The organism is Acinetobacter sp. YH12152, assembly GCF_013418285.1.
Lineage (GTDB): Bacteria > Pseudomonadota > Gammaproteobacteria > Pseudomonadales > Moraxellaceae > Acinetobacter > Acinetobacter amyesii.
On the sequence record NZ_VPCH01000014.1, the window covers coordinates 16718 to 43540 of the forward strand.

The window sequence follows — 26823 nt, forward strand, 5'->3', positions numbered from 1 at the left end:
GAAAAACAGGTTTTAGTTCCCCAAAATACCCAAGAAAAAGCTGATTTAGATGCGGTTTTGCCGGATTGGATTGACTATTTAATCCAACATTATTTACCCAATCAGGCCAGTCATCCTGCTGCAAATCAGTTAATTCAACAATTGATGCAAGCCGTGGAAAAAGGCGATAGTTGTATTTTGGCCGAAGATGCGCAGATTCAATGTTTGGCTCAGATGGTTCAGCATGAGCAAGCTGAAAAAACACCTGTTGCGCCTTTTATTTTTGATTCACAGCGACTTTATCTTTATCGCTATTGGGCATTAGAAAATGCTTTAGCCAAGCAAGTTGCACGTTTAAAACAGCAAACAGAGCAAAATCTCAATCAAACGCAGATGCTTAATATCGAAAAGGATTTACTGACCGATCCCCATCAGATCCAAGCACTGCACATGGTGTGTCAGCACAATTTTAATATCATTACCGGTGGGCCTGGGACAGGTAAAACCTATACCTTGGCTCGGATTATTGCCGTGTTGAATGAGCAAAATCCAAATTTAAGAATTGCGATGGCAGCGCCGACAGGAAAAGCGGCGCAGCGAATGGAAGAAGCCTTACAAGCAGCGTTTAAAGATCCTGCATTGCAGCATTATTCGATTATTCACAAACATTTGAAACCCGTAACTTTGCATCGTCTATTGGGTTTAGGGACGCGCGCTATCCCGCGGTTTAATGAGCGCCAACGCTTACCCTATGACGTCATTGTGGTCGATGAAGCCTCTATGTTGGACTTAAGTTTGGCGCAGATGCTATTCGCGGCAATCCCTCAGAACAGTAAGCTGATTCTCTTAGGGGATGCAGAACAGTTGGCTTCGGTCGATGTTGGCGCTGTTTTGGCCAACCTTCAGGATGTCGATGCCTTACAAGCCAACCGTACCCATTTACAGACCAGCCGCCGTTTTGTACAGGGTGCAGCCATTGGTGAGTTTGCTCGTTTTATTCAACAACAAGAACAACAGCAAACAACCACTGAAGTTCTGGCGAAATTCGAACATCAGGTGGTATCTGCATCCGAACTTCAGCCGATTCAACTGACACCGAATATGAGCGATGTGATTCAGTTGCAATATCTCCCCGACGCTACGAACAGTGCGGCACATTGGGCAAAATATTATGATCAACTGATGTATGGTTTTCAGCCCTATGTGGCATGGTTAAAACAATGGCCAGAGCAACCCGCTGAATATGCAAATTGGTCAGCCCAATTGATTCGCTATTTTGATGATTATCGGATTCTATCGGCCATTCGACATGGAAAATTAGGCTTACACGAACTCAATCAGCAGATTGAACTTCGGGTCTTAAATACCTTGGGTGTGTTGAAACAAGGGGATTGGTATGTCGGTCGTCCAGTCATGATGACCTATAACGATTATCAACTTGGACTATCAAATGGTGATATCGGGATTTGCTTAAAACGACCGATGACGGAAAAGTCGCAGTTTGAGGTTTATTTTCCAAGTTTGGATAAATGGGTGGTGGCAACACGGTTACCTAAAAGTATAGAAACCGCCTATGCCTTGACCATACATAAGTCTCAAGGTTCTGAATTTACCCATACGGCGGTAGTTTTGGAAAATCATGCTACCGAAATGATGAGTAAAGAGCTGATTTATACCGCCATCACTCGTGCCAAAAAAGTGGTGAGTTTGCTTGTTGCAAAAGATGCATTGGCAAAAGCGCTTATAAAAAGAACAGCGCGAGTTAGTGGTCTGTTAGAAAAAATTAACAATCACCTACCTTTGTAAAGCCTAGGCAAAATGTACCGTATTTTGTAAGAAATGGCTTACATCGATTCAGGAGATTTGCGCATAGAGCTTTTTAGAGCTTTTTGAGAAGATGACTTCACAGAAAAAGAACTCAACACGGATGGTTGAGTAAAATCGCAAAAGTATAAGAATAACGTCAAAAGACAGCGAACTTACAGTGAAGTAAGGAAATAGGAAACTTACAGCCGCTAAGCCTTGTAGTTTTGGGAGAGACTACAGGGCTTTTTTATGTCTGGAAAATAAGAAATGCCTATACGCTGTAACAGAAAAGAAATAGAGCTTAACTGATGTACGAAAAAGCTTACATATAGATACGAAAAATACGACTTTTATCTAATAGCCGTTGTGGCAAAATCTACCACATAAGGAAGTGCAAGTTAAAACATGGAATGTTTGACATAAGGACGCGGAAAAGCGCCACATAAAACAATAAATAATAAAACAATAAATAATAAAACAATAACTAAAAAAGAAGAAACTACAGCGCAAAAAAGCCCGAGCCTAGCTCGGGCTTTTTTTTAATCATTCCACTTTGAGTTTTGCATGCTAAACATCGAGTGGCAAAATATATCAAAAAATCAGTTTAAAATTCATTCAATGACATCGCATTCAACATGTTAGAAATATGCGGTTTTGTGTCGCATAAAGTATCGAAACATATAAAAAATTTATAATGGAATCGATGTGAAAAAAAAGGCGCTATTATCGTCATGAAAACCTGACGAAGTCGGCCATCTCTTTTTGCAATTGGGACGATTTTCCCTTAATATAATGCACTTGCTGTAGTGATGCACGGCAGTCAGCTGATTTATCAGTTGATTCGTATCAAAAGTTAACTTTATAAGCATCTCGGAGAAATCGAATGGCTTTAACAAACGCAGATCGCGCAGAGATCGTTGCAAAATTCGCTCGCGCTGAAAACGACACTGGTTCACCAGAAGTTCAAGTAGCTCTTTTAACTGCTCAAATCAATGATTTACAAGGTCACTTCAAAGAGCACAAACACGACCACCATAGCCGTCGCGGTCTTATCCGTATGGTTAACCAACGTCGTAAGCTTCTTGACTACCTTAAAGGTAAAGACGCTACTCGTTACAGCGCATTGATTGCTGCTTTAGGTTTACGTCGTTAATTCGATTTAAACTTTTATTTTCGGACTATTGCATGCTTAGTGCTGTATTACTGAAAACTAAAGTCTATCCAACCTTGGTTGGATAATGGGGAAGGGGCGTTGATTCGCTCCTTCTTTGTGTCTCAAATTAGTATTTTTAATTAATGTTTTTAATATCTAGTGAGGTCGGCTTCTAAGCTTTGTCATTTATGTTGCAGCGTTTGGGGCGTTGAGTGAATGCCAAACCTTAGGGGTCTCCACTAGAATAAAATCAGGAAAAAATAAAACATGTCGATGTTTAATATTATTCGTAAAGAATTCCAATACGGTCAGCATCAAGTTGTCCTAGAAACAGGTCGTGTTGCGCGTCAAGCGAACACTGTAATCATCACTATGGGTGGTGTACAAGTTCTTGTTGCCGTTGTTGCTCAACCAACAGCTAAAGCAGGTCAAGACTTCTTCCCATTGACTGTTAACTACCAAGAAAAACAATATGCTGCAGGTCGTATCCCGGGCGGTTACGGTAAACGTGAAGGCCGCGCGTCTGAAGCTGAAACTCTTATTTCACGCTTAATCGACCGTCCAATCCGTCCGTTGTTCCCAGAAGGTTACTACAACGAAATCCAAGTGACTGCGACTGTGATTTCTTCTGACAAAACGATGGATGCTGACATTGCTGCAATGTTAGGTACATCTGCTGCACTTGCAATTGCGGGTACGCCTTTCCGTGGTCCAATCGGTGGTGCGCGCGTTGGTTTAATCAACGGTGAATACATCCTTAACCCGAACCACGAACAGCTTAAAGAATCTGACCTTGACCTTGTGGTTGCAGGTACAGAATCTGCAGTATTGATGGTTGAATCAGAAGCGAAAGAACTTTCTGAAGACCAAATGCTTGGCGCTGTATTGTTCGGTCATGACGAAATGCAAATCGCGATCCAAGCGATTAAAGAATTTGCTGCGGCTGCTGGTGCAACAGAGTCTACTTGGACTGCACCTGCGAAAAACGAAGACCTTCGTGCAAAATTAAAAGAAGCGTTTGAAGCGAAAATCTCTGAAGCATACACAATCGCTGTTAAACACGATCGTTATGCAGCACTTGATGCGCTTCAAGCTGAAGCTGTTGCTCAATTTGTTCCAGAAGAAGACGTTGACGGTATCGCTGACGACTTAGCTGAATTATTCGAAGACCTGAAATACCGTACAGTACGTGACAACATCTTGTCAGGTAAACCACGTATTGATGGCCGTGATACTAAAACAGTTCGTGCGCTTGACGTACAAGTTGGCGTGTTAGACCGTGCTCACGGTTCTGCATTATTCACACGTGGTGAAACTCAGGCGTTGGTAACAACAACTTTGGGTAATACACGTGATGCGTTAATGGTAGATACATTAGCGGGTACGAAAACTGACAACTTCATGTTGCACTACAACTTCCCTGCATACTCTGTAGGTGAAACTGGTCGTGAATCTGGTCCTAAACGTCGTGAAATCGGTCACGGTCGTTTAGCGCGTCGTGGTGTACAAGCTGTACTTCCAGCAGCTGACCGCTTCCCGTACGTGATCCGTATCGTATCGGACATCACTGAATCTAACGGTTCATCTTCAATGGCTTCTGTATGTGGTGCTTCTCTATCACTTATGGACGCAGGTGTTCCACTTAAAGCGCCAGTTGCGGGTATCGCAATGGGTCTAGTCAAAGAAGGCGAGCGTTTCGCAGTTCTTTCTGACATCTTGGGTGACGAAGACCACCTTGGCGACATGGACTTTAAAGTAGCAGGTTCTGCAAACGGTATTACTGCACTTCAAATGGACATCAAGATCGAAGGTATTACTGAAGAGATCATGGAAGTTGCATTGAACCAAGCGTATGCAGGTCGTATGCACATCTTAAATGCAATGAACCAAGTAATTTCACGCGCTCGTCCTGAAATCTCTATGCACGCGCCTACATTCCAAGTGATCAACATCAACCCTGATAAGATCCGTGATGTGATTGGTAAAGGTGGCGCAACGATTCGTGCGATCACTGAAGAAACTAAAGCAGCAATCGATATCGAAGATAACGGTACAGTTCGCGTATTTGGTGAAACTAAAGCGGCTGCTTCTGCTGCTGTTGCGAAAATCCAAGCGCTTACTGCTGAAATCGAACCAGGTACAATCTACACTGGTAAAGTGATTCGTATCGTTGAATTTGGTGCGTTTGTAAACATCCTTCCAGGTACTGATGGCTTACTTCACATCTCTCAAATTTCTAACGAACGCATTGCGAACGTTTCAGACGTATTATCTGAAGGTCAAGAGATCAAAGTACAAGTTGCTGATGTCGACAACCGCGGTCGTATCAAATTAACCATGAAAGACATCGAACAAGCTTAATAGTTTGCTGATTCACAGGGTTTCGGCTCTGTGAATGGATTCTAAAAAGCCTTGAGTGCAGTCAGAGTATGAACTTTGACTTGCTCAAGGCTTTTTTTATGGCATCATGCAAAAAGTAAACACAATAATAAATGAGATATGCAAACCTATTATTTTTTTCAGCATCCAACAGCCGCGCATATCTATGTGCAAGACCAAGTGCAATGTGAGCATCATCCTGAACTTGAGCCTGAGTTTATTTGGATTGATTGTACCCGTGAAGATGTCGTCAACCGCCCTGAGCAATGGCAGCGTGAGATTATTCAGGCGTGTGATCTACGGGTCAATGAATATCATCTGTGGGATATTTTAAATCTAGAGCATCCGTGTGCCTTTGACACACTCGATGATTACGATTTATTAATTTTTAGAAAAATGGTCACCCCCGATGACCAAATTGTTGCAGGCGCCGACGCGCTTGAAAAGCATGAGCGGGTCTTTGGTTTGGCGACTACCCCGATCAGTTTTTTGCTCACGCCCCAAGTGCTGATTACGGTTCGTGAAAAGGGCAACAAAGCCATTGAAAGTTATATCCAGCGGATTGAAACCTTAATTTCTCGTCCGATTGATGAACAAAATAAACCACGAAAATTAGCCATGACGCCCTTAGATTTGGCATTGCGCTTACTGAATAATATGGTGGATGGATACTTGGATTTACGTGTTCCTTTGACGCGCCGTGTCGAGTTTTGGCAGCAAGAGTTATTACAAGGGCATCGACGGTTTACCAAGTGGCATCAACTGTTGCAGGAAAATATGGCCTTTCAGCAAGTGGAAAACTTGTGTGAAGAGCAAATTGAAGCCTTGCAAGAACTGCGTGATGAAGTTGTGGATAATTACCCGCATTTGAAAGGCAAAAAGCGCAGTGAAAAGCAGGATATCATGCTGGTTCGCGTAGATGATTTAACTAGCCATATCGAACGCATTCAAAAACACACCACACGATTACGCAGTGCCGTGCAGGCCGCCATTGATCTGCATTTTTCAGCCGTTGCCAACCAAACCAATGAAAATATGCGTATTTTAGCGATTATTACGGCGATTTTCGCACCATTAACCTTATTAACTGGTATATACGGTATGAACTTTGAGTTTATTCCCGGACTCAAATCGCCAACCGGTTTTTGGATCATGCTTGGTATCATGTTGATTACCACGATTTTACTGCTGTATTATTTTTATCGACGGCATTTGGTGGGGCGTGGCGAAAAAAGTGTGATTGATATGCTGGCACAGCAACATGACGATCAACACATGAATTTGTTTTGGTTTATGGATTATGAACCAATTAAACAAACGGTGAAGGGCACAGTCAAAGGTACGGTTAAAACCATGAAAGAAATTGAGAAGCTGACGAAACTCAAATAGTTCGCGTTAGCTTCTCTGATGGATGGGTCTGCTTTAAATCCTTTGATAACTTCGAGACTCACCAAGGGTGCATATTTGAGTTTGCCTTTGCGTTTTAAGCACACTTCGACCAAGGGCTTGTACGGCATTGGGCGTATTGCAGTAAGTGTTCCACTATACGTCCCATCGGCATTTTTGACGATGGTCACATCACCGCGTGAATATCCTGTTTGGTCATCCATGGTTTTTCAAATACTCGTTTATCACTGGCATGTAATAGACTACTGAAACTGAGTAATGCCACCCAATAGGACATGATGCATGTGCATGATGAATCCTTTGTCATGATGTAATTGTTTTACATTTTGTTTTTTAAAGAATCTGCAGTACAACGCGATTTGACCGATCCTTATGGTCTTAGCAATTCAATTGCTTAGCCTCGTGGGTTGTACTGCGAACGACATGCATCATGAAAATTCCCCTATACGAGTCGATATCTCAAGATATATCATCATTTTCATTACTTTTCAGTAAGCGATAAATTTCATCTTTTAGCTTTAATTTCTTACGCTTAATGGTCTCAATATCCGTGTTGTAGTGATTAACAGGATCTAATTCCAATTGAATGATTTCGCGATCCAACTCATCATGTTCTTCAAAGATCCGCGCAAAATGCGGATTTTCATCACGTAACTGAGTGACCAAATCACGGTACTCAGGAAACATGTTTTTGACTTTTTTATTGCAATCTCGTGTTTTCATGGTTGTCGATCATTTCCTCTACAAGAAAAAAGAAAAACGCCCTGCAGGACAGAGCGTTCACGAATACATTTAGTGCGAATGAAGCTGTTGGTGTTTCACTTGGCGACGTAGTTGTTGGACTTCATCAATCAGGTCGAGCATCATGGCGACCGCAGTAAAACTGGCATCGAAATCTCGTTGAAGCCGATAGGCACGCCGTGCGCGAGATATATCATCGCCAAAAAATTGATGAATCCTGTCTTCTGAACGGCTAGGCAGAATATCGTATTCGAGTAGTTGCAGAACCCATTCTGGACTTTGCCCACAGGCAGAGGCAAAGTGTTGTAGATCAAAACTACTTTTTTCGTCTACGATTTCAGTCTGTTTACATCCGTCACAGACAATTTCACGATAATGAATTGTTGTCATGGTGCTCTCCTTAAGACTGTCGTGGATTAAATGACGGAAAAGCTTGAGCAAAAGCCGCATAAGCTTGTTGCTCTTGTTCTGTTTGTGCAGCTGGTATCACTATATTTAAAACCAGGTAAAGCTGTCCGGGTGTTTTGTTTGGTATCCCTTTGTCCTTTAATCGTAGCTGCTGTCCAGTACGCGCATTTTTAGGAATCTGTAGCTCTAATGTTTTGCCATCAGGACTGGTAAATGCAATTTTTTGACCCAATGCTGCTTCCCAAGGACTGATATTCAGTTGTTGGAAAATATCAGCACCTTCTACACGGGTTTGCTCGGTTTGTTTATACAAAATTTCAATGTATAAATTACCAGCAGCTCCACCGTTATAGCCAGCTTGCCCTTGGCCCGAGAGTCGAATTTGTTGACCTGATTTCATGCCTGCAGGAATTTTGACTTGTAGGGTTTTACGTTGAACTTCAGGCTCACCATGGGCATTTAAGCTCGGAATCTGCAAGGTGATATTCTGCGTTGCACCATGAAATGCGATTTCTAAATCCACTTCTAAACTGGCGTGTTGGTCTTCACCACGGAAGCTCTTGGTTTGGCGGTTTGCACGTTGATACTGATAGTCACCGCCACCAAAGCCTTGCCCAAAACGACCAAACAAGTCTTCAAATCCACTAAAGTCCGCATGCTGACCATCACTCGTCGATTGGCGATAAAACTGAGATTGGTCAAAACCACCTTGGTTGCCAGCATTAAACCCAGCAAATCCTTGAGGATGATCGAGTTCAAAATCGTATTGTTTTTTCTTTTCGGCATCACTTAAAGTGTCGTATGCAACATTAATCGCTTGCATACGCGTTTCGGCATCAGCTTCTTTGCTGACGTCAGGGTGATATTTACGCGCCAATTTTCGATAGGCTTTTTTAATTTGATCTGCCGAAGCATCTCGGGCGATCCCTAAAGTTTGATAGTGATTGTCTGGCATACTCTCTGTATAAATATTAATCATGTTTTAATCAATATAGAAGGGTTCATCAAACTGTCATAGGGGCAAACTGCAGCATATTGTTTCAAAACATGACAATAAAAAAGCCTCACGAGGAGGCTTTTAAAAACACATTTAAAATTAATATTTTATCCAAGTGACACTACGACCAATCACAGATACACCAACATACCCACGTATAGTTAAATGTTTTCCTGAAGCACTAAGTCTTGCTTTGCCTTTATAGATTTTTCCACCAATCGGGTCCAGAACTTTACCGTTTTGGAATTCACGTGGATTTTTTGGATCTTGTTTAAAGTCCCAAATAAATGGCAAGCCGATAAAAGGTTTATTTTTCAATTCACCTGGGCAGTTCGAGCAGACGCCCATTTTTTCAGTGCCAGGGACATTGCGTGTGGTGACAATGATGCCTTCATAGCTTCCATCGGCTTTTTTGCGAATTTCAACGTCTGCACGTGAATATCCGGTGCGGTCATCGACAGTTTTCCACTTACCCACTAGCGGATCGGTTTCCGCAGCGATTGACAATCCTGACAAAGTGCTAAGTACTATTCCGGCAAATAATTGTTGATATATTTTTTTCATTTCATCCCCTGAAAATTCAGAATTGTGTTTTTAGAGTAAGTTGCCTAATTTATATATAAAGCCCTACAAAATCAATGTGATGGTTTGTGATGTATTTGGCAGATTTTTTTAAAACACTGCTTTAATATGGAGTTTTTACTCTAATTTTTAAGTTAAAAAAGGCCTTTAATGATTTAAAGGCCTCGTGCTTAGTTTTTGACCCAAGTGACATTGCGTCCAATTGCAGAGCCTTCAGTACGACCATTGATGATCAAATGCTTGCCATTATTCATCAAACGAGCGCGTGCATTGTAGTGCTTGCCTGATTTGGGATCGAGCATCACTCCACCCACAAATTCATTGGGCTTTTCTGGATCAGCGCTTAAGCCGCTTAAAGTGGTTAAACCGACCATGGGTTTATTTTTCTGAGCACCGGTGCATTGCGTGCATGTCGAAACATTTGCTGTTCCGGGTACGCTTCGGCTTTGGATAATGGTGGCCGAATACAGGTCATGCTTATCTTTACGAATCACCACATCGGCAAGGGAATATCCTGTTCGATCATCAATGGTTTTCCATGTCCCCACTAAGGGGTCAATCGCTGCAAAAGCAGAGGATAAACTGCAGATGGAGAACATGCCGAACAGGATAGAAGGGAGGAATTTAACAGCCATATAATTACCCACATTACACAAAAAGCGGATGCCTAAAACTTAAAGGCATAAAAATATTATGGGTTTAATGTAGCCTGAAATAATATGAATATTCTAGTGATTTTTTAAGAATTGGTATTTATATTTTGAGCCAAAACATGAACGAGTTGGCGCTAAATGAGGTTTATGCTGAACGTCTACGCACTAGTAAAATAGTCGGAATTCATCTCAAAGTAGATTATTATCGGCATGATGAACTCGTCTGGAGTTGAGTTCATCATGCCAATGAAAGCCAAATGGCGACTTTAGTTGACGCGGATCCAAGATACCGTCCGGCCGAGAAGCGTGGTTCCAACATAACCTCGAAGTGTCAGGACATTGCCGCGCGCATTCAATTGCCCTTTACCTTGATAAGTATTGCCTGAAAGTGGGTCGATCACCTTGCCATCGGTGTACGCATTCTCTTTTGCATTATGTTTAAAGCCAGAGAATATCGGTAAACCAATTAAGGGTGCATTTTTGAGTTTACCTTCGCATTTTTCACAAATCGTGGTGACAGGGCGGTTGGGGATGGCATGCACTTTGGTGATTTTACCGCTATAGCTGCCGTCTTTTAATTTAGTGATTTTGACTTCAGCACGAGCATAGCCTGTTTTATCATCTATGGTTTTCCATGTCCCGACGAGGTCTGCTGCATGTGCTGTCATTGGGCCAAAGCAGAACATGGCTAAAGCAATAGCGAGTGTTTTGAGTTTCATATTTTATCCAGTTTTTTACATTATTTTTCTATTAAAAAATAAAGCTTTGTTGGTTTTTTTGACTTTATTTCTGGCGCGATTCTACTCTAAAAAAAATTGATCGCAAATACAGCTGATCATATTGAGGTTCTAAAGTTCGCAACCATTCGACTAAGCGGAAGAAAGTAGTAGGTCTAAATTTTGCGAGGACAATAAAAAAGCACCCCGAGGGATGCTTAGATTTAGGCTTTTAATCATGCAATGATTTAGCTGAGGTGTTGACCAAAAAGGGATAGAGCTTCTTCTGCCGTAAAAGTATATTTTGTATTACAGAATTGGCAGTCCATTTCAATTGGGTTTTGAAACTCTAGAGTTTCACGAACTGCAGCAACACCAATTTGTTCAAGTGCTGTCGCACAGCGTTCTTTTGAACATGTGCAGCCAAATTTTAAGGCTTCAGTTTCAGGTAGACGAACTTCTTCTTCGTTATATAAACGATATAAAATTTCGTTTGCAGATAAAGACGTTAACTCTTCTGCTTTTAATGTCTCGGTCAGCATGGTTAAACGTGGCCATAGATCTTCATCAACTCGGCGTTGTTCTTCTTCGCTGTTACGCGGCAATAACTGGATCAGTAAACCACCTGAACGGCTGTTGCTGCTTGCTAAGACGATGCGTGTCGGGATCTGTGCAGATAGATCATAATATTGCATCAAGCAACCCGCTAAAGTCGGTTTGTCTAAAGGTACAATCCCTTGATAACGCTCACCAAATTCAGGCTCGATATTAATGAAAAGTACTGGGTTTACCAAGGCTTTGAGTACCGTGCTGCTGTCTTCAGCGGTTTGAAAGTGCGGGTCTTCTTCATAATCTGCAAGTGCGCGAACTTCACCGAGATGATTACATTCCGCCATTGCCCATTTAAAAGTGCCTGCAGCCTGAATTTGTAAGCTAATACGACCTTTAATTTTTAAGGTGCTGGCCAACAAGGCAGTCGCGCTGAGCATTTCACCCAAGAGAATTTGTACAGCAGGTGCATAGTCACGCTGTGCAAGAATCGTTTGTAGGGCTTCTTCAAGATGAACCACTTCTCCACGAACAGGGCTATCTTCAATAAAAAAGCGTTGGCGTAAATCTGACATAAAATTCTCCATAACCCTGCTTTAATGGTGACGATATTGTAAAACACAAGTCATTCATTATCATCTCTTGTGACATCAATACGATGACGTTGTAGACTGCGTTGTAAATCAACACCTGTAGGTTTTTCAAGGGCTTGCGCATCGCTTTCAAACAAATGTTCCAGTTCAGCTAAAGCGTTACGATGCGTTTCATAAATTTTTTGTTCATCGGTATAGATTTGCTGCTGTTGAGTCAGTAGTTTTTCATCATAATCACGGAACAATTCGATACTTTTATAGGCATCTTCATCGCTGATGCCTAAGTCGCACAGCATGTGATAGGCCATTCCTAAAGACGATAAATAGGTTTCACGCCAAATATGCTCAATCCCCAAATCACGCAGCAGATGCACCTGATGACGGTCACGCGCACGGACCAATAATTTTAACTGAGGGTAATTCAGGCGAATATGACGCGCCACGTTCATCGAGTCTTCAATATCATCTATGGCAAGGACGAACACTTTGGCATGTTCAATGCCCGCAGCGCGTAAAATATCTGGTTGTGTGGCATCGCCATAATATAGATGACCACCATAATTACGTACGAAATCGACTTTGTCTAAGTTGCTATCAATAGCGGTAAAAGACAAATGCTGTAAATGCGCCACACGAGCAATGATTTGTCCAAAACGTCCAAAGCCCGCAATAATCACAGGATTATGTTCATCCGGAATGTCGTCATATTCGGGGATGGTTTTTGGATTAAAACGCGGCAAAATTTGTGATTGTATTAACCAGTACAACATAGGGGTCAACACCATCGACAAAGTGACGATGAGGGTTAATGGCTCCAAAATGGCTTGCTGTACGACATTTTCACTTTTCGCCACACTAAAGACTACAAAGGCAAATTCACCGCCTTGAGCCAAACAGGTCGCCAGTAAAATACTGTTGCGCCATGAATTTTTAAGATAACGCGCAATCGCGGTAAGTGAAGCCATTTTGATGAGCATCAGTGCCAACGCACCACCGATAATGAACCATGGCATTTCAACGAATAATGACAGTTCCGTGGTCATGCCCACGGTCATAAAGAACAGACCAAGTAAAAGCCCTTTAAATGGAGCAATACTTGCTTCGAGTTCATGGCGGAATTCCGAGTCTGCCAATAGCACGCCCGTCAGAAATGCTCCGAGTGTGGTACTGATGCCCAGTACATCCATCAACACCACGACACCCAGCACAATAAATAAGCCAACAGCAGTGATCAGTTCATGCGCGCCACTTTTCGCGACGAAACGGAAAAAAGGCCGCATTAAGTATCGACTAAATAAAAATAAGCCTGAAAAAGTTGCAATGATTGCAGCGAAATAGGCGATTCCGTGATGTGATGATTCTGTTCCTGCGAGCAGGGGGATGACTGCAATCAGGGGAATTGCGGCCATATCTTGAAACAGCAAAATCGAAAAGGATTGTTGCCCATAGGTGGTGTTTAATTGCTGTTTTTCACTCAGCATCTGCAAGACAAAGGCAGTAGAGGAGAGTGCCAGAGCGAAACCGATAACGATACTGGCTGCAATGCCTTGTTGTAAGGCAAAAAAACTGCCTAGCGCTAAAACAAGACCGGTCAGACCGACTTGTAAACTCCCCATGCCGAAAATAGAACTACGCATACTCCATAGACGCTGTGGACGGAGTTCGAGGCCGATCAGGAACATCAGTAAGATCACGCCAAACTCAGCGAGATCTTGGATCGCTTGGGGATCACCGGCAATGTTAAAGACATCGGGGCCGAGCAAAATACCAGTGAACAGATATCCCAATACCGTTGCAATACCAAAGCGCTTGAGCAAAGGGACAAGCAATAAGGATGCGCCAAGGAAAATTGTGATCTGTAACAGTAGTGACATTTACTCGTCCTAGAGTTGTGTTTTTGGTCGAAAGTTGCAATTCAGTATGACTGATATTTTCAGACTGAATTGTACGCGTTTAACTGAGTTCCTGTGGGTCTATATCGAGGCTCAATTTCATATTTGATGGCTTGTTATGCAAGATGTTTTGCCACCAATAACGCAGATAATAATGTAAGCGCGCACGATCTGTAGACAGTAAAACCATGTGGGATTGATAACGTCCCGCTTTGCGCTCCATCGGGGCAGGAATCGGCCCCCAAATGTCAATAATTCCAGCAGAGTCCTGACGCAGCAATTGGGCATGTTGCTGTAAAAATTCAGTATTGAGTTCTTGGTTTTTGGACTCACAGCGCACCAATGCGGCATAGCGAAACGGTGGCATTTGTGCCATTTCCCGTTCTTTCATGGTTTCTTTGGCAAATTTTCGATAGTCCTCATTGACCAAGATATTCAAAAGCGGATGGTCGGGTCTTAGGGTTTGTAAAAACACATCGCCTTTACGTTCACCACGGCCGGCACGCCCAGTGACTTGTACAATGAGCTGTGCAGTACGCTCGATGGCACGGAAGTCCACACTCAGTAGACCTGAATCGATATCTAAAATCGCCACCAAGGTGACGTAAGGGAAATGATGTCCTTTGGCCAGCATTTGTGTACCGAGTAAAATGGCAGGTTCGCTTTTTTGAATCTTGTCATAGATTTTTTGCCAACTGCCGACCCGACTGGTGGAATCACGATCGACCCGTATAACGTCATGCTGCGGAAATAGCTCATTTAGGCTTTCTTCAACCTTCGCTGTACCCATACCCACGGATTTCAGTTCTTGGTGATTACACTGTGGACAATGCTCTGGCATACGGTGAATGGTGCCGCAGTGGTGACAATGTAGGTGTTGATAGGGTGTGCGGTGTACCGTGAAATTGGCATCACAATGTGGGCATTTAGCTTGCCATGCACAACTTTCACAAATCAGTACAGGTGCATAACCCCGGCGGTTTAAAAACACCAATACTTGCTCTTTTTTTTCAAGCCGTTTACGGATTTCACCAATCAAAAGTTGGCTGATTCCATGCTGTTTCTGTGCCACTTTCAAATCAAGGATGTGCATTTTCGGCATGACCGCAGTGCCCGCACGTTGGTTCAATTCCAGTACGGTCATTTTGCCTTGTTTCGCCAGTGCATAGCACTCGATACTAGGCGTGGCAGAACCTAAAATGACAGGGCATTGTTCCAGATGCCCACGGTAAAGTGCGACATCCCGAGCGTGATAGCGAAAGCCTTCTTGTTGTTTAAAGGACAGATCATGCTCTTCATCAATCACAATTAAACCTAGATTCGGCAGTGGGGTATAAATCGAAGAACGCGTGCCTAAGATAATAGACGCCTTGCCCGTTTGCGCTGCTTGCCAAGCTTGCATACGTTTTGAATCGTTCAAACCCGAATGTAGTAGAGCAATATTGCAATGAAAGCGTGATTGGAAACGGCTGATGGTCTGTGGGGTAAGTCCAATTTCAGGCACTAAAACCAAGACTTGTTTGCCTTGCTTTAGAATCTCTTGCATGATTTGTAAATAGACTTCGGTTTTACCACTGCCGGTGAGACCATCAAGTAAAAATGCCTGATATTGATTACGCGCCTTTAACACCCGATCAATGGCTTTCTTTTGCTCAGGATTTGCAGTGAGTGGCATTTGCGCCATGCTCATGGGCATCGGGCTAAAGTCCTGTTCCGCCAAGACACATTGGCAGATGCCTTTTTTCTCTAATGCTTTGAGTGTCGCGGTTTCCACACCTGACAAATTTAAAAGATTTTCACCTGTGCCTGTGGGATGTAATTTTAGTATTTTATACGCCTCTTGTTGACGCTCTGAACGTTTAATTTTGGCTTCAGCATTATGGTCAATCAGATTCCATGTCCGTGCCAATAAATTATAGGGCTTTCCTTGGCGTAACAGCGTCGGAAGGGCACTTTGCATCACTTCACCAATCGGAAATTGGTAATACTGTGCAGACCATGTCAATAAATTTAAAACTTTCTCATCTAAAATGGCACGATCATCAAGAAGTTCGGTAATGGCCTTGAGTTTAAAGCTTGAATCGAGTGGTGCATCGGGAGCAATTTTTTCCACGATGATACCGGTCAAATTTTGCCGACCAAAAGATACAGCAACGCGTGCACCTACTTCAGCTTGTTGGTATTGCTCTTGGTTTAAGCTGTAATCGAAGCAGTCGTATAAATATACCGGAACGGCGACTCGAACGCGGTAAATAGGTGTTGCAATGCTCGCTGAATTTGCCATAAAACGTGGATAAGTTCCTGATTAAATTTCGTCGTGATCGTAAAGGAGTTGTGTTAGAGTGAGCTCATATTTTATATCTAAGAATATGAATGATTTTGATGGTCAGACGCAACTGCGCTGATAGAAATTTTGGAAAATTAGAGCATTACAATGCCTGCATATCAGTTTACTGCCATAGACGCTTCAGGGAAGCAGCAGAAGGGTGTACTTGAGGGTGATTCTGCGCGTCAAATTCGTCAACAGCTCAGAGATCAGTCACTCATTCCAGTTGCTGTCGATCCGATAGAGCAAAAAGACAAACACGCGCAGCAGCGCTGGTTTCAAAAAGGGCTGAATGCCTATGACTTGGCTTTATTGACTCGCCAACTTTCAGTTTTGGTTGCCGCTGCAATACCATTAGAAGAAGCGATTCGTGCTGTGGGAAAACAAAACGAAAAAGCCCATGTGCAAAACCTGTTGATGTCGGTGCGTTCTAAAGTTTTGGAAGGACATTCTTTAGCCAACGCACTACAACAAGCGGGACGCTTTCCTGAACTGTATATTGCCACGATTGCAGCAGGTGAGCGTTCAGGTCATCTCGATCTCATTCTCGACCAACTTGCCGATTACACCGAAAACCGCTTCGCCATGCAAAAAAAAGTGCAGGGTGCGATGATTTATCCCATCATCCTGATGTTAATGTCTTTCGGTATTGTGATGGGACTCATGACCTATGTGGTCCCAGATATTGTCAAAACCTTTGACCAAAGCAAAGATGCCTTGCCGTGGATAACGGTCGCTTTAATGAAAGCCAGTGATTTTATTCGAATGGCCTGGCCATTTTTATTGGTCGGTAGCGTAGTCTCGATTTTTCTCTTGGTTCGATTCCTCAGAACAGCGGCGGGACATTATGCCTTTGACCGATTGACCTTGAAATTACCGTTATTTTCCAAACTTTCTAAAGGCATTAATGCCGCTCGTTTTGCCAGTACTTTGTCGATTTTAACCAAGTCTGGCGTGCCTTTGGTCGATGCTTTAAAAATTGGCGCAGCGGTCAGTAATAATTGGGTGATTCGAGATTCGGTCAACCTTGCGGCAGAGAAAGTAACAGAAGGTGGTAATTTGGCAACACAGCTTGAGCGAAGTGGTTATTTCCCACCGATGATGGTACAAATGATCAAAAGTGGTGAAAGTTCAGGCGAATTAGACCGGATGCTAGAACGTGCGTCGACGATGCAAGACCGAGAAGTGACGACCTTAATTTCAACTTTATTGGCGTTACTTGAACCGCTGATGTTGGTATTTATGGCGAGTATTGTACTGGTGATTGTGATTGCTGTGATGCTGCCAATCGTGAATATGAATAATATGATTTAAAACATTCGAACAATGATGTGAACAGAGATTTGTAACATGCAAGTGAAGACAAAAAATATGAAGCAACAAGGTTTTACTTTAATTGAAGTGATGGTGGTCATTGTCATTTTAGGTGTTTTGGCAGCGCTGATTGTACCGAACGTGATGGGCCGTGGTGAAAAAGCCAAAGTTGATACTACGGCGATTACTTTAAAAAGTGTCGCTGGCTCATTAGATCAATACAAAATGGACAATGGTAAATTCCCTTCAATGCAAGACGGCGGATTAAATGCTTTGGTCACTAAACCTGAGTCTGCTAAAAACTGGTTGCCGGGTGGCTATATCAAAGGCGGCTATCCAAAAGACAGTTGGGACAATGATATTCAATATGTGATCCCAGGTTCTGAAGGCCGTCCTTATGATCTTTATTCATTTGGTGCAGATGGTCAGTCTGGCGGTGAAGAAAATGATGCCGATATTTACTATAAACATTAACTGAGAATAATTATATATTCAGTTTTAATGGAATTAATCACTTCACTTAATAGGGTGTTTCAATATTGAGTGAAGTGATAATAAATCTTAATTATAAAATTAATATTAAGTTATTGAATTTACTTTAAATTTCATAATATTAAATATGTGATATTTATAATAAGAATTATTCCCAATTTTATTGATTACAATAATCGCAAAATATGAATAAATATAGGCTTTTCATTTAAATAAAACCGAGCATAATATCTTTTATGGTACTTTTTTAGCCATGGAGGATAGTATGAAAGCATTATTATTAACGGATGAAATTAACCAATTTCATTGGTCTATGCTGAAATCTGTTCTTTTGATTTTAAGTATTCTGCCGATCAGTCAAGGCATTGTGTATTTATGGCAAAGCACTGAGGGCAGTAGCCAAATTATGGTGGGCTTCTTTGCCATGAGCTTAATGAGTTCATTACTGGCTTTAAGTTTTTGGTCTGCATTAAAAGCGACTGTGGCAAATTTAAAACAAGAACATGCATCTGCCATCGAACAAATGGTTGTTCGTCTTTATCGATATATTCCAATGGTGTCTTTAGCTGCCATGCTTTCCTATTTAGTTACTCAGTTATAACCCCAAAATTAACCTTCCAAACTGGGGCTTGCTCCAGTTTTTTTATGTCTCGTGCTAATGAACAGTTAGCCTACATTAATGTGAAACTTGTTCTAAGATGACGTTACTTTGTCCGTTTTGACGCATCGAATGTCTGCTTCACATATCGTCAGCCTGAATCAAATTTTTATAATGCATAGATAGTCAGATGAAGCACAACAAAGAGAAGAAAAGAGGGAAAAATGCAACAGATTGATTGGCAAGATTTTTTGAAAGTTGAATTACGTGTGGGGAAAATTGTGCAGGCTGAAGTCTTTGAGCAAGCACGTAAACCCGCGTACATTCTCCATGTGGATTTTGGAGAGGAATTGGGCATTAAATAATCCAGTGCGCAAATTACACAGCTGTATCAGCCGGAAAATCTAGTGGGGAAATTGGTCGTTGCTGTCGTGAATTTTCCGAAAAAACAAATTGGTCCGATCCAGTCAGAGTGTTTGGTCACAGGTTTTCATAATGCAGAGGGGCATGTTGCTCTTTGTGTGCCTGATGCAGAGATTCCCCTAGGCACCAAGTTACTTTGAAAAAGTAGGATGAGCTGGCACGTTGAACGTTTATCAATAAAAAACCGAGCCAAAGCTCGGTTTTTTTTGATCTTTTGTAGCGGAATCAACGGCGTGATTTAAAAGAAATATCAACTTTACGCGGGCGATAAATCCAACCGAGAACCAATAACAAGAATGAGAAAATCAACACAGGCCAATCACTTAAGCGAGTGTAAAGTGTTTCGCCTTGCATAGCAGGTAAATCACCACGCAGTACTGCATCTTTATCCATCGGTGCCTGTTTCACAATGTGACCATTATGATCAATAAAGGCGGTAATCCCTGTATTGGTTGCACGGATAAACCAACGGCCATTTTCTTTGGCACGCATTTGAACCATTTGTAGGTGCTGATGCGGGCTCGCCGTTCCAGTAAACCACGCGTCATTGGAAATGGTCACGAGATAGTCACTTTGACTGGCATTACGGCGCGTTAAGTTGGGATAAGCCACTTCATAGCAAATCGCCGCACCTAAATCATGACCTTTAACATTCAAAGGTTTTTGGTTGTTTGCACCACGTGAAAAACCACTCATCGACGGGTCATTTTGTAAGGCTGGCAGTACCCAACTTAACATCCCTGAAAGCGGAATGTATTCACCAAAGGGGACTAGACGTTGCTTCTTGTATAGACCTGAAGATTCATCACCAGTTGCCATGATGGTGTTGTAATACATAGGGTGTTGGTTTTGCTGTGATTCTGTCAAGTCCCAATAGGGAATACCTGTCACCCAAGCCGTGCCTGTTTTATTGGCTTGGACTTTCATCGCATCTAAAAACGGCTCAATATCGGTTTGGAACATTGGAATGGAGGATTCTGGCCAAACAATGACATCACGCCCCCATTCGGTCCGACTTAATGACGCATATTTCATTAAGGTTTGAGCTTGGTATTCTGTTAACCATTTTAAATCTTGTGGAATATTGCCTTGAATTAAAGAAACACTCAGCGGTTTTTCATTTTTAGGTTGAACAAATTGCAGTTGCGCTGCACCCCATGCACCGAGCAAAACAAGGGCAGATGGAACAATCCAAAAGATGCGTTTACGCAGGATTTCAACCAAGGCGCAGGCCAATACAATGACCGCGAAAGATACCCCAAAGATCCCGAATAATGGCGCATAGCCATCGAGGAATCGTTCAGTAAAGGCATAACCTGCAAACAGCCATGGAAAACCGGTAAAGACCCAAGTTTTACTCCACTCGAAAAACACCCACAGTGGCGCAAAGGTCAGTGGTGTTTCTGGAAAGAAGCGGCGGTAGAGCCAACTCTGAACTGCGGTAAACAGCCCCATCACAATCGCCATAATGGCAATCATCAAAACACTCAGTGCTGAATTGGTATCACCATAGACATGGATCGAGGTATACAGCCAAAAAGCCCCAACAAACCATAAGCCAAAGCCATACGCTAGACCAATGAAAAACGATTGTTTAGGTGCACGTTGACTTAGGCAGGCATACAGAATGGCTGGAGATAAAATTGCCAACCACCAATAATGATAAGGTGCCAGCGACAAGCTGAAGATGGCACCTGAAAATAATGCAATCAGCAAAGGATAGATGAAAGGTAGCTGTTTTTTTTGTTGTGAGTGGTTTAGCAGCTTATCAAAGTAGGTTCTCATTTACGGACAGCTCGGATCAGATGAATAGTACGTGCATCTGCCTCCAAAATGGTAAATTCCCAGTTTTCAAGTTCAATCACTTGACCTTGTAAATCACTGACCAAGCCCATTTCTTGTAGCAGTAAGCCGCCCACAGTTTCTACTTCATCATCTGAAAAATCAGCATCTAAAAGATTGTTAAAGTGTTCAATTGGTGTAAGTGCTTGAACCAACCATGTATTTGCACTTAACGGGTCTTCATCTGGAATGATAAATTGAGCTTCTTCATCAACTTTGTCGTGTTCATCTTCAATTTCACCCACAATTTCTTCAAGAATGTCTTCTAAAGTCACTAAGCCTGAAGTTGTGCCATATTCATCAATCACTACAGCGATATGGGTTTGGGTATTTTTCAACATACGTAAAACTTGGTCAGAACGCGCGCTCTCAGGTACAAATAAGGGTTGGCGCATTAATGCACGAATATCGACTTTGGTGGTCGGTTCTGTCAAAAATGGCAACAAATCTTTGGCCAATAAAATACCGACGACATTGTCTGGCTGGTCTGAAGAAAAGACAGGGAAACGTGAGTGTGCAGATTCAACAAGTACATGCAAAATATCTAATAACTCATCATCTTCTTGTAAGCTGATCATCGCAGTACGGGGGGTCATGACCTCGCGGATTTTAGTTGCAGGTAAGTCGAGTACCCCTTCGAGCATGGCAACTGTATCGGGTTCTAAGAAGCGACGTGAATCTTGTACCAATTTCAACAGTTCGTCACGGGTTTCTGGTGCAGTGCCCAGCCATTTACGTAAGCCGCGCATGCCCCACGACGGGCCGGATTCCTCTTGCATGATCTTTCCTAAAGACTCTTAATATCTAATAAATGATGATTTTATCATACCGTAGAAAATACAGTTGTCTATTGTTAATGTTGATCTAGATGATGAGCGATCAAGTCATTTTAAGACGTTATCATCTGCATTTTTCAAGCTAACATTCGGTCGTTAGGATTATGCTAAAATAGCCCTAGATTTTAATACTGAGTTTTCTAATGTCTGAGCCTTCTGTGCCCCCATCAATTCAATTAAACACCCGTGGCTTACGTTGCCCTGAGCCTGTGATGATGTTGCATCAAGCCATTCGTAAATCAAAATCGGGTGATATTGTGGAGGTTTTTGCAACAGATAATTCGACCTCTTGGGATATTCCGAAATTTTGTATGCATTTAGGTCATGAGCTTTTGCTTCAAGAAGAACGTCTTGATGAAAATGGAAATAAAGAATTCCATTATTTGGTTCAGAAAGGTTAATTTAAGAGATTGTAAAAAATAATAATTATTAAGATGTTACATTTTTATTAATAAAATAGGCTGGTCAAGTCTGATGGCTAGCCTATATCATTCGCAGCATAATTATACAAAGTTTAAAAAACAGACTTTTAAAATGTCAAATTCGATTGCTCTTATACTTGAAAAATTAGGCTTATCCGCCCAAAAACGTGCCATTCATGTGCAATTTTCCAATCCTGCGTTGAATGACGAGCTTTTTATTCAACGTATTGATGGGGAGCATGTCTTAAACCAAGGCCTGCAAGCGACTTTGATTTGCCTATCTACGAATGCACTTATTCCACTAAAACAATTTATTGGCGCACAGGTCGCCGTTGATCAAGTGACCGATCAGGGCGAACTCTTCCGTACCACGGGTATTATTACCGAAGCCACCCAAGGCCAGAGTGACGGTTCACTCACCCTATATAAACTCACTCTAGAAGACGCAACGTCGCTATGGCATAAACGCCGCAACAGTCGTGTGTTTATGAACAAATCGGTGCGCGAAGTCAGTGAGACTCTCTTTAAAGAATGGCAAAGCAAAAGTCCGCTCTTTGCTGCCAGTCTAACGCTAGATCTAAGCGGTTTAAGTCAGAACTATGATGTACGACCTTTCATCATGCAGTCGAATGAAAGCGATTATGACTTTTTAACGCGTCTTTGGCGCAGTGAAGGCATCAATTGGCTCATCGATGAAGCGCAGCTGAAAGCACCACATTCCTCAGCGCCAATTGAAAAACAAAAACTTCGCCTGATTGATGACAATAGCCAATATCAAGCACTCAGCCGTCGTAGCATCCGCTTTCATCGCTCTAGCGCCACAGAAAAACAAGACAGCATCACCAGCTTGATCGGTGAGCGTAGCATTCAACCGACTGCGGTCCATGTGCAGCGCTGGCAAGCCGATGGACTCAGCCAAGAAGAAGGCGCAGGTTCAGTTCAAAGTAAACATCAGCATAGCCAAAGCCAAGACAATGCCAGCTTAAGTTTGGAACAAGCATGGCATGTCAGCCCTGCATGGATGCAAGATTTAAAAGGTGAAGATCAAGCCACTGCTTCATCCAATAGCCAAATTGAAAAACTGAATCAAAACCTAACGCGCTATCACGAGCTACAATCGAAAAAATTCAGTGCACAATCGACTGTGCGTGATACACAAGTCGGTTATTGGTTTGAATTGAATGAACACCCAGAAATCGATCAACACAGTGGTGCAGACAAACAATTTTTAATCACAGAAAAAAAATTCTATAACCAAAATAACTTACCTAAAGACCTCTCTGAACAAGTCAATCAACTGATTGAACAAAGTCAGTGGAACATTAAACCGATCCATGAACAGGCCGAGCGTCAGGCCAATCAGCTCACATTACAACGCCGCAATATTGTGACGGTTCCTGCATATAACCCACTCGAACACCGTCCAAGCACCCATCCGCAACGGGCTAAAGTTGTCGGGCCAAGTGGTGAAGAAATACATGTCGATGAATGGGGGCGTATCAAAGTCCGCTTTTTATTTACCCGTGGAGATGACCACAGCCATGATGGCGGTGCAGGCAGCAATGACAATGATACGGACTCTGCATGGGTAGATGTACTTACTCCATGGGCAGGCGAAGGCTATGGCACACGCTTCTTACCGCGCATTAATGAAATCGTGGTCATCGATTTCTTTGACGGTAATATCGACCGACCATTTGTAGTGGGGCGCATACATGAGGCACAGCGCAGTCCAACCCAATTTGATAGTAAAGGCAAACTGCCAGACACCAAAAAACTGGCTGGAATAAAAAGTAAGGAAGTCCAAGGTGAAGGCTTTGGACAACTGCGCTTTGATGACACCACAGGACAAATCTCGACACAATTACAAAGTACCCATGGTGCCACTCAGCTCAACCTAGGAAACCTCAGTCATCCCAAAGAAACCGCAGAAAGTGAGGGAAGAGGCGAAGGCTTTGAACTGAGAACCGACCAATGGGGCGCAGTGCGTGCAGGACAAGGGCTCCTTGTCAGCACACACCCACAACAACAAGCAGCAGCAATGCACCTCGATGCACAAGCGGCGAAAGAACAAATCGAAGCCAACTTAAACAGCAGTAAAGCCTTAAGTGAAGTGGCGAAAAACCAGCAAACTGACCCGCTTGAAGTCTTAGATAATCTGAAAAACTTCCTTGGCCAAATCGAAAAAGGCAGTAAAGAAAAAGCTGATGCCTTTAAACAAGCCTTAATGATTTTATCTGCACCAAACTCCATTGCTGTGAGTAGTCAGGAAGATATTCATCTTTCAGCGGATGGGCAGATCAGCCAAAGTGCAGGCGATAGCATCAACCTCAGTAGCCAAAAATCCTTGATTGCCCATGCACAAAACAAGATCAGTCTATTTGCAGCACAAGAAGGCTTAAGAGCTTATGCTGGTAAAGGCAAAGTTGAAATCCAAGCGCAAGGAGATGGGGCGGATCTGATTGCACGAAAGGGTATTCAAATTATTTCTACGGAAGATAAAGTTGAAATCAAAGCGAGCAAAAAAATCGTGCTAACTGCTGGTGGTAGCCAGATTGAAATTAGTAGTGCGGGTGTATTACCGACAACTAGCGGTAAGTTTGAAGTTAAGGCAGGGCAGCATAAGTTTTTAGCTGGGCAAACGCAGAGTGCTGATTTAGGCGTGATGCCTAATATTTGTGTTGAGTGTTTGATATCATCTCTGAAAAATTTAACCTTTTTTATAAAAGGCTAAACAATGAATACATATATTTTAATTGATCTGCTGCAGTATAAGCAGGCAAAAAAAGCATTAAACGGTTCTGATTTTAAATATCTTTTTGAAAAATTTAATAATCCTAAAATATTAGAATTTTCTCCTGTGCTAGCTGTGTATAACGAGAACATTTTAAACCAGTTCAATGAATATATTGTTATCAGTAGCCGGTTGGAAATGGATGAAGTCTTAAATGCGCTGTTTAAAAAATGCTTCAGTTTTTCCAATTTTGAGAATTCAATGTGCAAACTGTATGAGCCATTTACTGTATTTTCATTATTTGACATTTTAAATGTTGAGCAGAAACACATTGTATTTTCAGGTTTTGAATCGTTTACGGTTCTTTTTAATGGAGAAATCCGTTCGCATTTTTATCAGAGTACAGACTGTTTAAAAACGTTGATCATGCTTGAGAATGCGCAGTTCGAATCGATTTTCGAAAAAAGAATAGAATACTTTAAAATAAATTTTTGCAAAAAAAATAATGCAGATTTTTATCAAATTTCAGCAATCGTTGATTATGCACTGCAATGCGAGATACTGGAAATCCCTTATATTGAGCGATTTGTCATTGCTGCGCAGAAAATAAAATTTGATGTGAATAAATTCAACCGAGAATATCCATTTTTGAAAGACCCTGATGAACCCGATTTAATGAAAATATTACAATTAGAAAGTTATATGGTGGCTGCTGATGTCTGATCCATTTGAACAAATAAGAAAAGAAATGGCGAATAAACAGAATGCCATCACCAATTGCAAAAAGAATGAGGTTTTGCTGGAACTAGCGAGTAAACCGATTCCAAACAGCTATATGTATATGTGGGGCTATCCTCACGGCAGCCCGCATACAGCGGTTAAAGTGCCTTTATACCGTCTGCATATGTATACCAAGGATAAAAAAGGATATTACTTTAAAGTTTGCAGATTCGGCCCACGCTGCGTAATCGACAAAAAAGGCAATACCATTTTGTCAGTCGCCGGACTGGCGGATCAGCAGGTTCATAAATTGACCTGGTACAAAGAATATATTCTACATAGTACAGATAAAGCCGAGAACGGCGCTTGGATTGTGACAGGAAATTTCCTCATTCATGATGGGCCGGATACCTGCTCAATGGATGATATGTATGGCACAGCAGGCTGTTTAGAAGTTTTTGGACATAAAGGATTTAGTGTGTTTAACCAAAAAATGCTGGAATTGTCGGGTGAAAGTGAGCTTAAGAAGGTCAAAGCGAAAATTACCTATCACAAAGCGGTCAGACCAAAAATCAAAGATTACAACATTTATGACACGCGGACGGGCGAACTTTATAACAGAGGAATTTTATGAACATATATCTGAATTTAAAAATTTTTATATTATGCTTTTTTGCCAGCACGCTTTCCTACGCAAACTGCAGTTTCAGCGCTCAAGAAAAACATGAATTGAATGTTTATAATTACGCATTTGTGCAAATGCACAGCGCAGTAAGAGGCGTTGCTAGAGCTAAATTTGCCGAACAGGATTTAAAGAAAAATTTTCTGAAAAAAATTGCGCCCTCTGTGCACTTAATCTGTGGATTAGAATCTCGTATTTATATACTGGAGGAAAAAAACAAAGAGGTTGGGCTTATTGCGCTTAAATTTAAGAATAGCAGAGATAGAGATGTTTTTCGCAATGAGCTGAATGCTAGTCAGGGGCGGATCAATAATATTATTATGAAGCGCTATGAAATAGATGTAATCGGAAATGCGATTTTTTTATATTATGGAACCTATAGTTTTATCAATTCAAAGTTTAGAACTTTAGATGCGCAAGTAGCGAATCATTAGAATTTATTCCACCAGTTAAACTAGTTTTACTGGTGGTTTTTTTAGAATGGTTGAATCTAGTTTTTGGGGCGGAATTTTAATGGCTGAATAATGTGTGAATACTGGAAGATATTCCGTATGGTGGCGCGAACTGATATAAAAAAAT

The 26823-nt window shown here is 42.0% G+C and carries 23 protein-coding genes and 1 pseudogene; 13 read left to right on the plus strand and 11 right to left on the minus strand.

The genetic code is table 11. The features are described 5' to 3' along the window. Positions 1–57 precede the first annotated feature (57 nt). From recD to FTU83_RS06235, 4 genes are all read left to right on the plus strand, one after another. Entirely contained in the window at positions 58–1785 is a 1728-nt protein-coding gene (gene recD / locus FTU83_RS06220; protein ID WP_257222537.1) for an exodeoxyribonuclease V subunit alpha, read from the plus strand. 883 nt (positions 1786–2668) lie between these two features. Then, positions 2669–2938 (plus strand): 30S ribosomal protein S15, encoded by a 270-nt coding sequence (gene rpsO, locus FTU83_RS06225; protein WP_005007057.1) that lies wholly within the window; start codon positions 2669–2671, stop codon positions 2936–2938. A 273-nt stretch (positions 2939–3211) separates the two neighbouring features. Next, entirely contained in the window at positions 3212–5299 is a 2088-nt protein-coding gene (pnp, locus tag FTU83_RS06230; RefSeq protein WP_171262611.1) for a polyribonucleotide nucleotidyltransferase, read from the plus strand. A gap of 138 nt (positions 5300–5437) precedes the next feature. Continuing rightward, entirely contained in the window at positions 5438–6706 is a 1269-nt protein-coding gene (locus FTU83_RS06235; protein WP_180105926.1) for a magnesium transporter CorA family protein, read from the plus strand. A 477-nt stretch (positions 6707–7183) separates the two neighbouring features. Here the strand turns inward: FTU83_RS06235 and FTU83_RS06240 are convergent, their stop codons facing one another. The 9 genes from FTU83_RS06240 to FTU83_RS06280 form a co-directional block, all read right to left on the minus strand. Next, positions 7184–7447: a YdcH family protein gene (locus tag FTU83_RS06240; protein ID WP_180002890.1), complete on the minus strand. Its 264-nt coding sequence runs from the start codon at positions 7445–7447 to the stop codon at positions 7184–7186. Positions 7448–7516: 69 nt separating this feature from the next. After that, positions 7517–7855 (minus strand): chaperone modulator CbpM, encoded by a 339-nt coding sequence (locus tag FTU83_RS06245; RefSeq protein WP_078189792.1) that lies wholly within the window; start codon positions 7853–7855, stop codon positions 7517–7519. A 10-nt stretch (positions 7856–7865) separates the two neighbouring features. Further along, positions 7866–8828 carry a DnaJ C-terminal domain-containing protein gene (locus FTU83_RS06250; RefSeq protein WP_180041045.1) on the minus strand — a complete coding sequence of 321 codons (963 nt, stop codon included), beginning with the start codon at positions 8826–8828 and terminating at the stop codon, positions 7866–7868. A 141-nt stretch (positions 8829–8969) separates the two neighbouring features. After that, positions 8970–9434, minus strand: a complete 465-nt coding sequence (locus FTU83_RS06255) for a DUF2147 domain-containing protein (RefSeq protein WP_168377965.1) — start codon at positions 9432–9434, stop codon at positions 8970–8972. A gap of 188 nt (positions 9435–9622) precedes the next feature. Next, entirely contained in the window at positions 9623–10087 is a 465-nt protein-coding gene (locus tag FTU83_RS06260; protein WP_168377964.1) for a DUF2147 domain-containing protein, read from the minus strand. Between the two features lie 284 nt (positions 10088–10371). Next, complete coding sequence (locus FTU83_RS06265; RefSeq protein WP_373685360.1) at positions 10372–10824, minus strand: DUF2147 domain-containing protein; 453 nt, start codon at positions 10822–10824, stop codon at positions 10372–10374. A gap of 245 nt (positions 10825–11069) precedes the next feature. Beyond that, a complete protein-coding gene (gene hslO, locus FTU83_RS06270) occupies positions 11070–11945 on the minus strand; it encodes an Hsp33 family molecular chaperone HslO (protein ID WP_078189788.1) in 876 nt (291 codons plus the stop codon). A 50-nt stretch (positions 11946–11995) separates the two neighbouring features. Continuing rightward, complete coding sequence (locus tag FTU83_RS06275; RefSeq protein WP_180105927.1) at positions 11996–13837, minus strand: monovalent cation:proton antiporter-2 (CPA2) family protein; 1842 nt, start codon at positions 13835–13837, stop codon at positions 11996–11998. A 79-nt stretch (positions 13838–13916) separates the two neighbouring features. Further along, the gene (locus FTU83_RS06280) at positions 13917–16139 is read right to left on the minus strand and encodes a primosomal protein N' (protein ID WP_180105928.1); all 2223 of its coding nucleotides are present in this window, start codon (positions 16137–16139) and stop codon (positions 13917–13919) included. Positions 16140–16289: 150 nt separating this feature from the next. On the opposite strand from FTU83_RS06280, the gene gspF reads away from it, so the two are divergent. From gspF to FTU83_RS06300, 4 genes and pseudogenes are all read left to right on the plus strand, one after another. Further along, positions 16290–17495, plus strand: a complete 1206-nt coding sequence (gene gspF / locus FTU83_RS06285) for a type II secretion system inner membrane protein GspF (protein WP_078189785.1) — start codon at positions 16290–16292, stop codon at positions 17493–17495. A gap of 36 nt (positions 17496–17531) precedes the next feature. Continuing rightward, positions 17532–17969, plus strand: coding sequence for a type II secretion system major pseudopilin GspG (gene gspG / locus FTU83_RS06290; RefSeq protein ID WP_078189784.1), 438 nt, complete (start codon positions 17532–17534; stop codon positions 17967–17969). A gap of 283 nt (positions 17970–18252) precedes the next feature. Further along, positions 18253–18588 carry a hypothetical protein gene (locus tag FTU83_RS06295; protein WP_078189783.1) on the plus strand — a complete coding sequence of 112 codons (336 nt, stop codon included), beginning with the start codon at positions 18253–18255 and terminating at the stop codon, positions 18586–18588. A gap of 221 nt (positions 18589–18809) precedes the next feature. Next, positions 18810–19148, plus strand: a pseudogene (locus FTU83_RS06300) (tRNA-binding protein). Positions 19149–19233: 85 nt separating this feature from the next. Here FTU83_RS06300 and lnt read toward each other — a convergent pair. Further along, the gene (lnt, locus tag FTU83_RS06305) at positions 19234–20793 is read right to left on the minus strand and encodes an apolipoprotein N-acyltransferase (RefSeq protein WP_180105929.1); all 1560 of its coding nucleotides are present in this window, start codon (positions 20791–20793) and stop codon (positions 19234–19236) included. Beyond that, the gene (locus FTU83_RS06310) at positions 20790–21629 is read right to left on the minus strand and encodes an HlyC/CorC family transporter (RefSeq protein WP_078189781.1); all 840 of its coding nucleotides are present in this window, start codon (positions 21627–21629) and stop codon (positions 20790–20792) included. Before FTU83_RS06310 ends, lnt begins: the two co-directional genes overlap by 4 nt. Positions 21630–21829: 200 nt before the next feature. Between FTU83_RS06310 and tusA the strand changes: the two genes are divergently transcribed. From tusA to FTU83_RS06335, 5 genes are all read left to right on the plus strand, one after another. Continuing rightward, positions 21830–22087 (plus strand): sulfurtransferase TusA, encoded by a 258-nt coding sequence (tusA, locus tag FTU83_RS06315; protein WP_078189780.1) that lies wholly within the window; start codon positions 21830–21832, stop codon positions 22085–22087. A 133-nt stretch (positions 22088–22220) separates the two neighbouring features. Next, complete coding sequence (locus FTU83_RS06320; protein ID WP_180105930.1) at positions 22221–24842, plus strand: type VI secretion system Vgr family protein; 2622 nt, start codon at positions 22221–22223, stop codon at positions 24840–24842. Between the two features lie 3 nt (positions 24843–24845). Further along, positions 24846–25565, plus strand: coding sequence for a hypothetical protein (locus FTU83_RS06325; protein ID WP_180066032.1), 720 nt, complete (start codon positions 24846–24848; stop codon positions 25563–25565). Then, positions 25558–26196 carry a hypothetical protein gene (locus FTU83_RS06330; RefSeq protein ID WP_180066034.1) on the plus strand — a complete coding sequence of 213 codons (639 nt, stop codon included), beginning with the start codon at positions 25558–25560 and terminating at the stop codon, positions 26194–26196. Before FTU83_RS06325 ends, FTU83_RS06330 begins: the two co-directional genes overlap by 8 nt. Next, positions 26193–26678, plus strand: a complete 486-nt coding sequence (locus FTU83_RS06335) for a hypothetical protein (RefSeq protein ID WP_180066036.1) — start codon at positions 26193–26195, stop codon at positions 26676–26678. The genes FTU83_RS06330 and FTU83_RS06335 overlap by 4 nt, the downstream gene beginning before the upstream one ends. Positions 26679–26823: the final 145 nt, after the last annotated feature.

Bases quoted from the DNA above. Each gene is read 5' to 3' on its own strand.
- rpsO (WP_005007057.1), top strand. From the start codon at position 2,669: ATGGCTTTAACAAACGCAGATCGCGCAGAGATCGTTGCAAAATTCGCT.
- pnp (WP_171262611.1), top strand. From the start codon at position 3,212: ATGTTTAATATTATTCGTAAAGAATTCCAATACGGTCAGCATCAAGTT.
- FTU83_RS06235 (WP_180105926.1), top strand. From the start codon at position 5,438: ATGCAAACCTATTATTTTTTTCAGCATCCAACAGCCGCGCATATCTAT.
- FTU83_RS06240 (WP_180002890.1), bottom strand. From the start codon at position 7,447: ATGAAAACACGAGATTGCAATAAAAAAGTCAAAAACATGTTTCCTGAG.
- FTU83_RS06245 (WP_078189792.1), bottom strand. From the start codon at position 7,855: ATGACAACAATTCATTATCGTGAAATTGTCTGTGACGGATGTAAACAG.
- FTU83_RS06250 (WP_180041045.1), bottom strand. From the start codon at position 8,828: ATGCCAGACAATCACTATCAAACTTTAGGGATCGCCCGAGATGCTTCG.
- FTU83_RS06255 (WP_168377965.1), bottom strand. From the start codon at position 9,434: ATGAAAAAAATATATCAACAATTATTTGCCGGAATAGTACTTAGCACT.
- FTU83_RS06260 (WP_168377964.1), bottom strand. From the start codon at position 10,087: ATGGCTGTTAAATTCCTCCCTTCTATCCTGTTCGGCATGTTCTCCATC.
- FTU83_RS06265 (WP_373685360.1), bottom strand. From the start codon at position 10,824: ATGAAACTCAAAACACTCGCTATTGCTTTAGCCATGTTCTGCTTTGGC.
- hslO (WP_078189788.1), bottom strand. From the start codon at position 11,945: ATGTCAGATTTACGCCAACGCTTTTTTATTGAAGATAGCCCTGTTCGT.
- FTU83_RS06275 (WP_180105927.1), bottom strand. From the start codon at position 13,837: ATGTCACTACTGTTACAGATCACAATTTTCCTTGGCGCATCCTTATTG.
- FTU83_RS06280 (WP_180105928.1), bottom strand. From the start codon at position 16,139: ATGGCAAATTCAGCGAGCATTGCAACACCTATTTACCGCGTTCGAGTC.
- gspF (WP_078189785.1), top strand. From the start codon at position 16,290: ATGCCTGCATATCAGTTTACTGCCATAGACGCTTCAGGGAAGCAGCAG.
- gspG (WP_078189784.1), top strand. From the start codon at position 17,532: ATGCAAGTGAAGACAAAAAATATGAAGCAACAAGGTTTTACTTTAATT.
- FTU83_RS06295 (WP_078189783.1), top strand. From the start codon at position 18,253: ATGAAAGCATTATTATTAACGGATGAAATTAACCAATTTCATTGGTCT.
- lnt (WP_180105929.1), bottom strand. From the start codon at position 20,793: ATGAGAACCTACTTTGATAAGCTGCTAAACCACTCACAACAAAAAAAA.
- FTU83_RS06310 (WP_078189781.1), bottom strand. From the start codon at position 21,629: ATGCAAGAGGAATCCGGCCCGTCGTGGGGCATGCGCGGCTTACGTAAA.
- tusA (WP_078189780.1), top strand. From the start codon at position 21,830: ATGTCTGAGCCTTCTGTGCCCCCATCAATTCAATTAAACACCCGTGGC.
- FTU83_RS06320 (WP_180105930.1), top strand. From the start codon at position 22,221: ATGTCAAATTCGATTGCTCTTATACTTGAAAAATTAGGCTTATCCGCC.
- FTU83_RS06325 (WP_180066032.1), top strand. From the start codon at position 24,846: ATGAATACATATATTTTAATTGATCTGCTGCAGTATAAGCAGGCAAAA.
- FTU83_RS06330 (WP_180066034.1), top strand. From the start codon at position 25,558: ATGTCTGATCCATTTGAACAAATAAGAAAAGAAATGGCGAATAAACAG.
- FTU83_RS06335 (WP_180066036.1), top strand. From the start codon at position 26,193: ATGAACATATATCTGAATTTAAAAATTTTTATATTATGCTTTTTTGCC.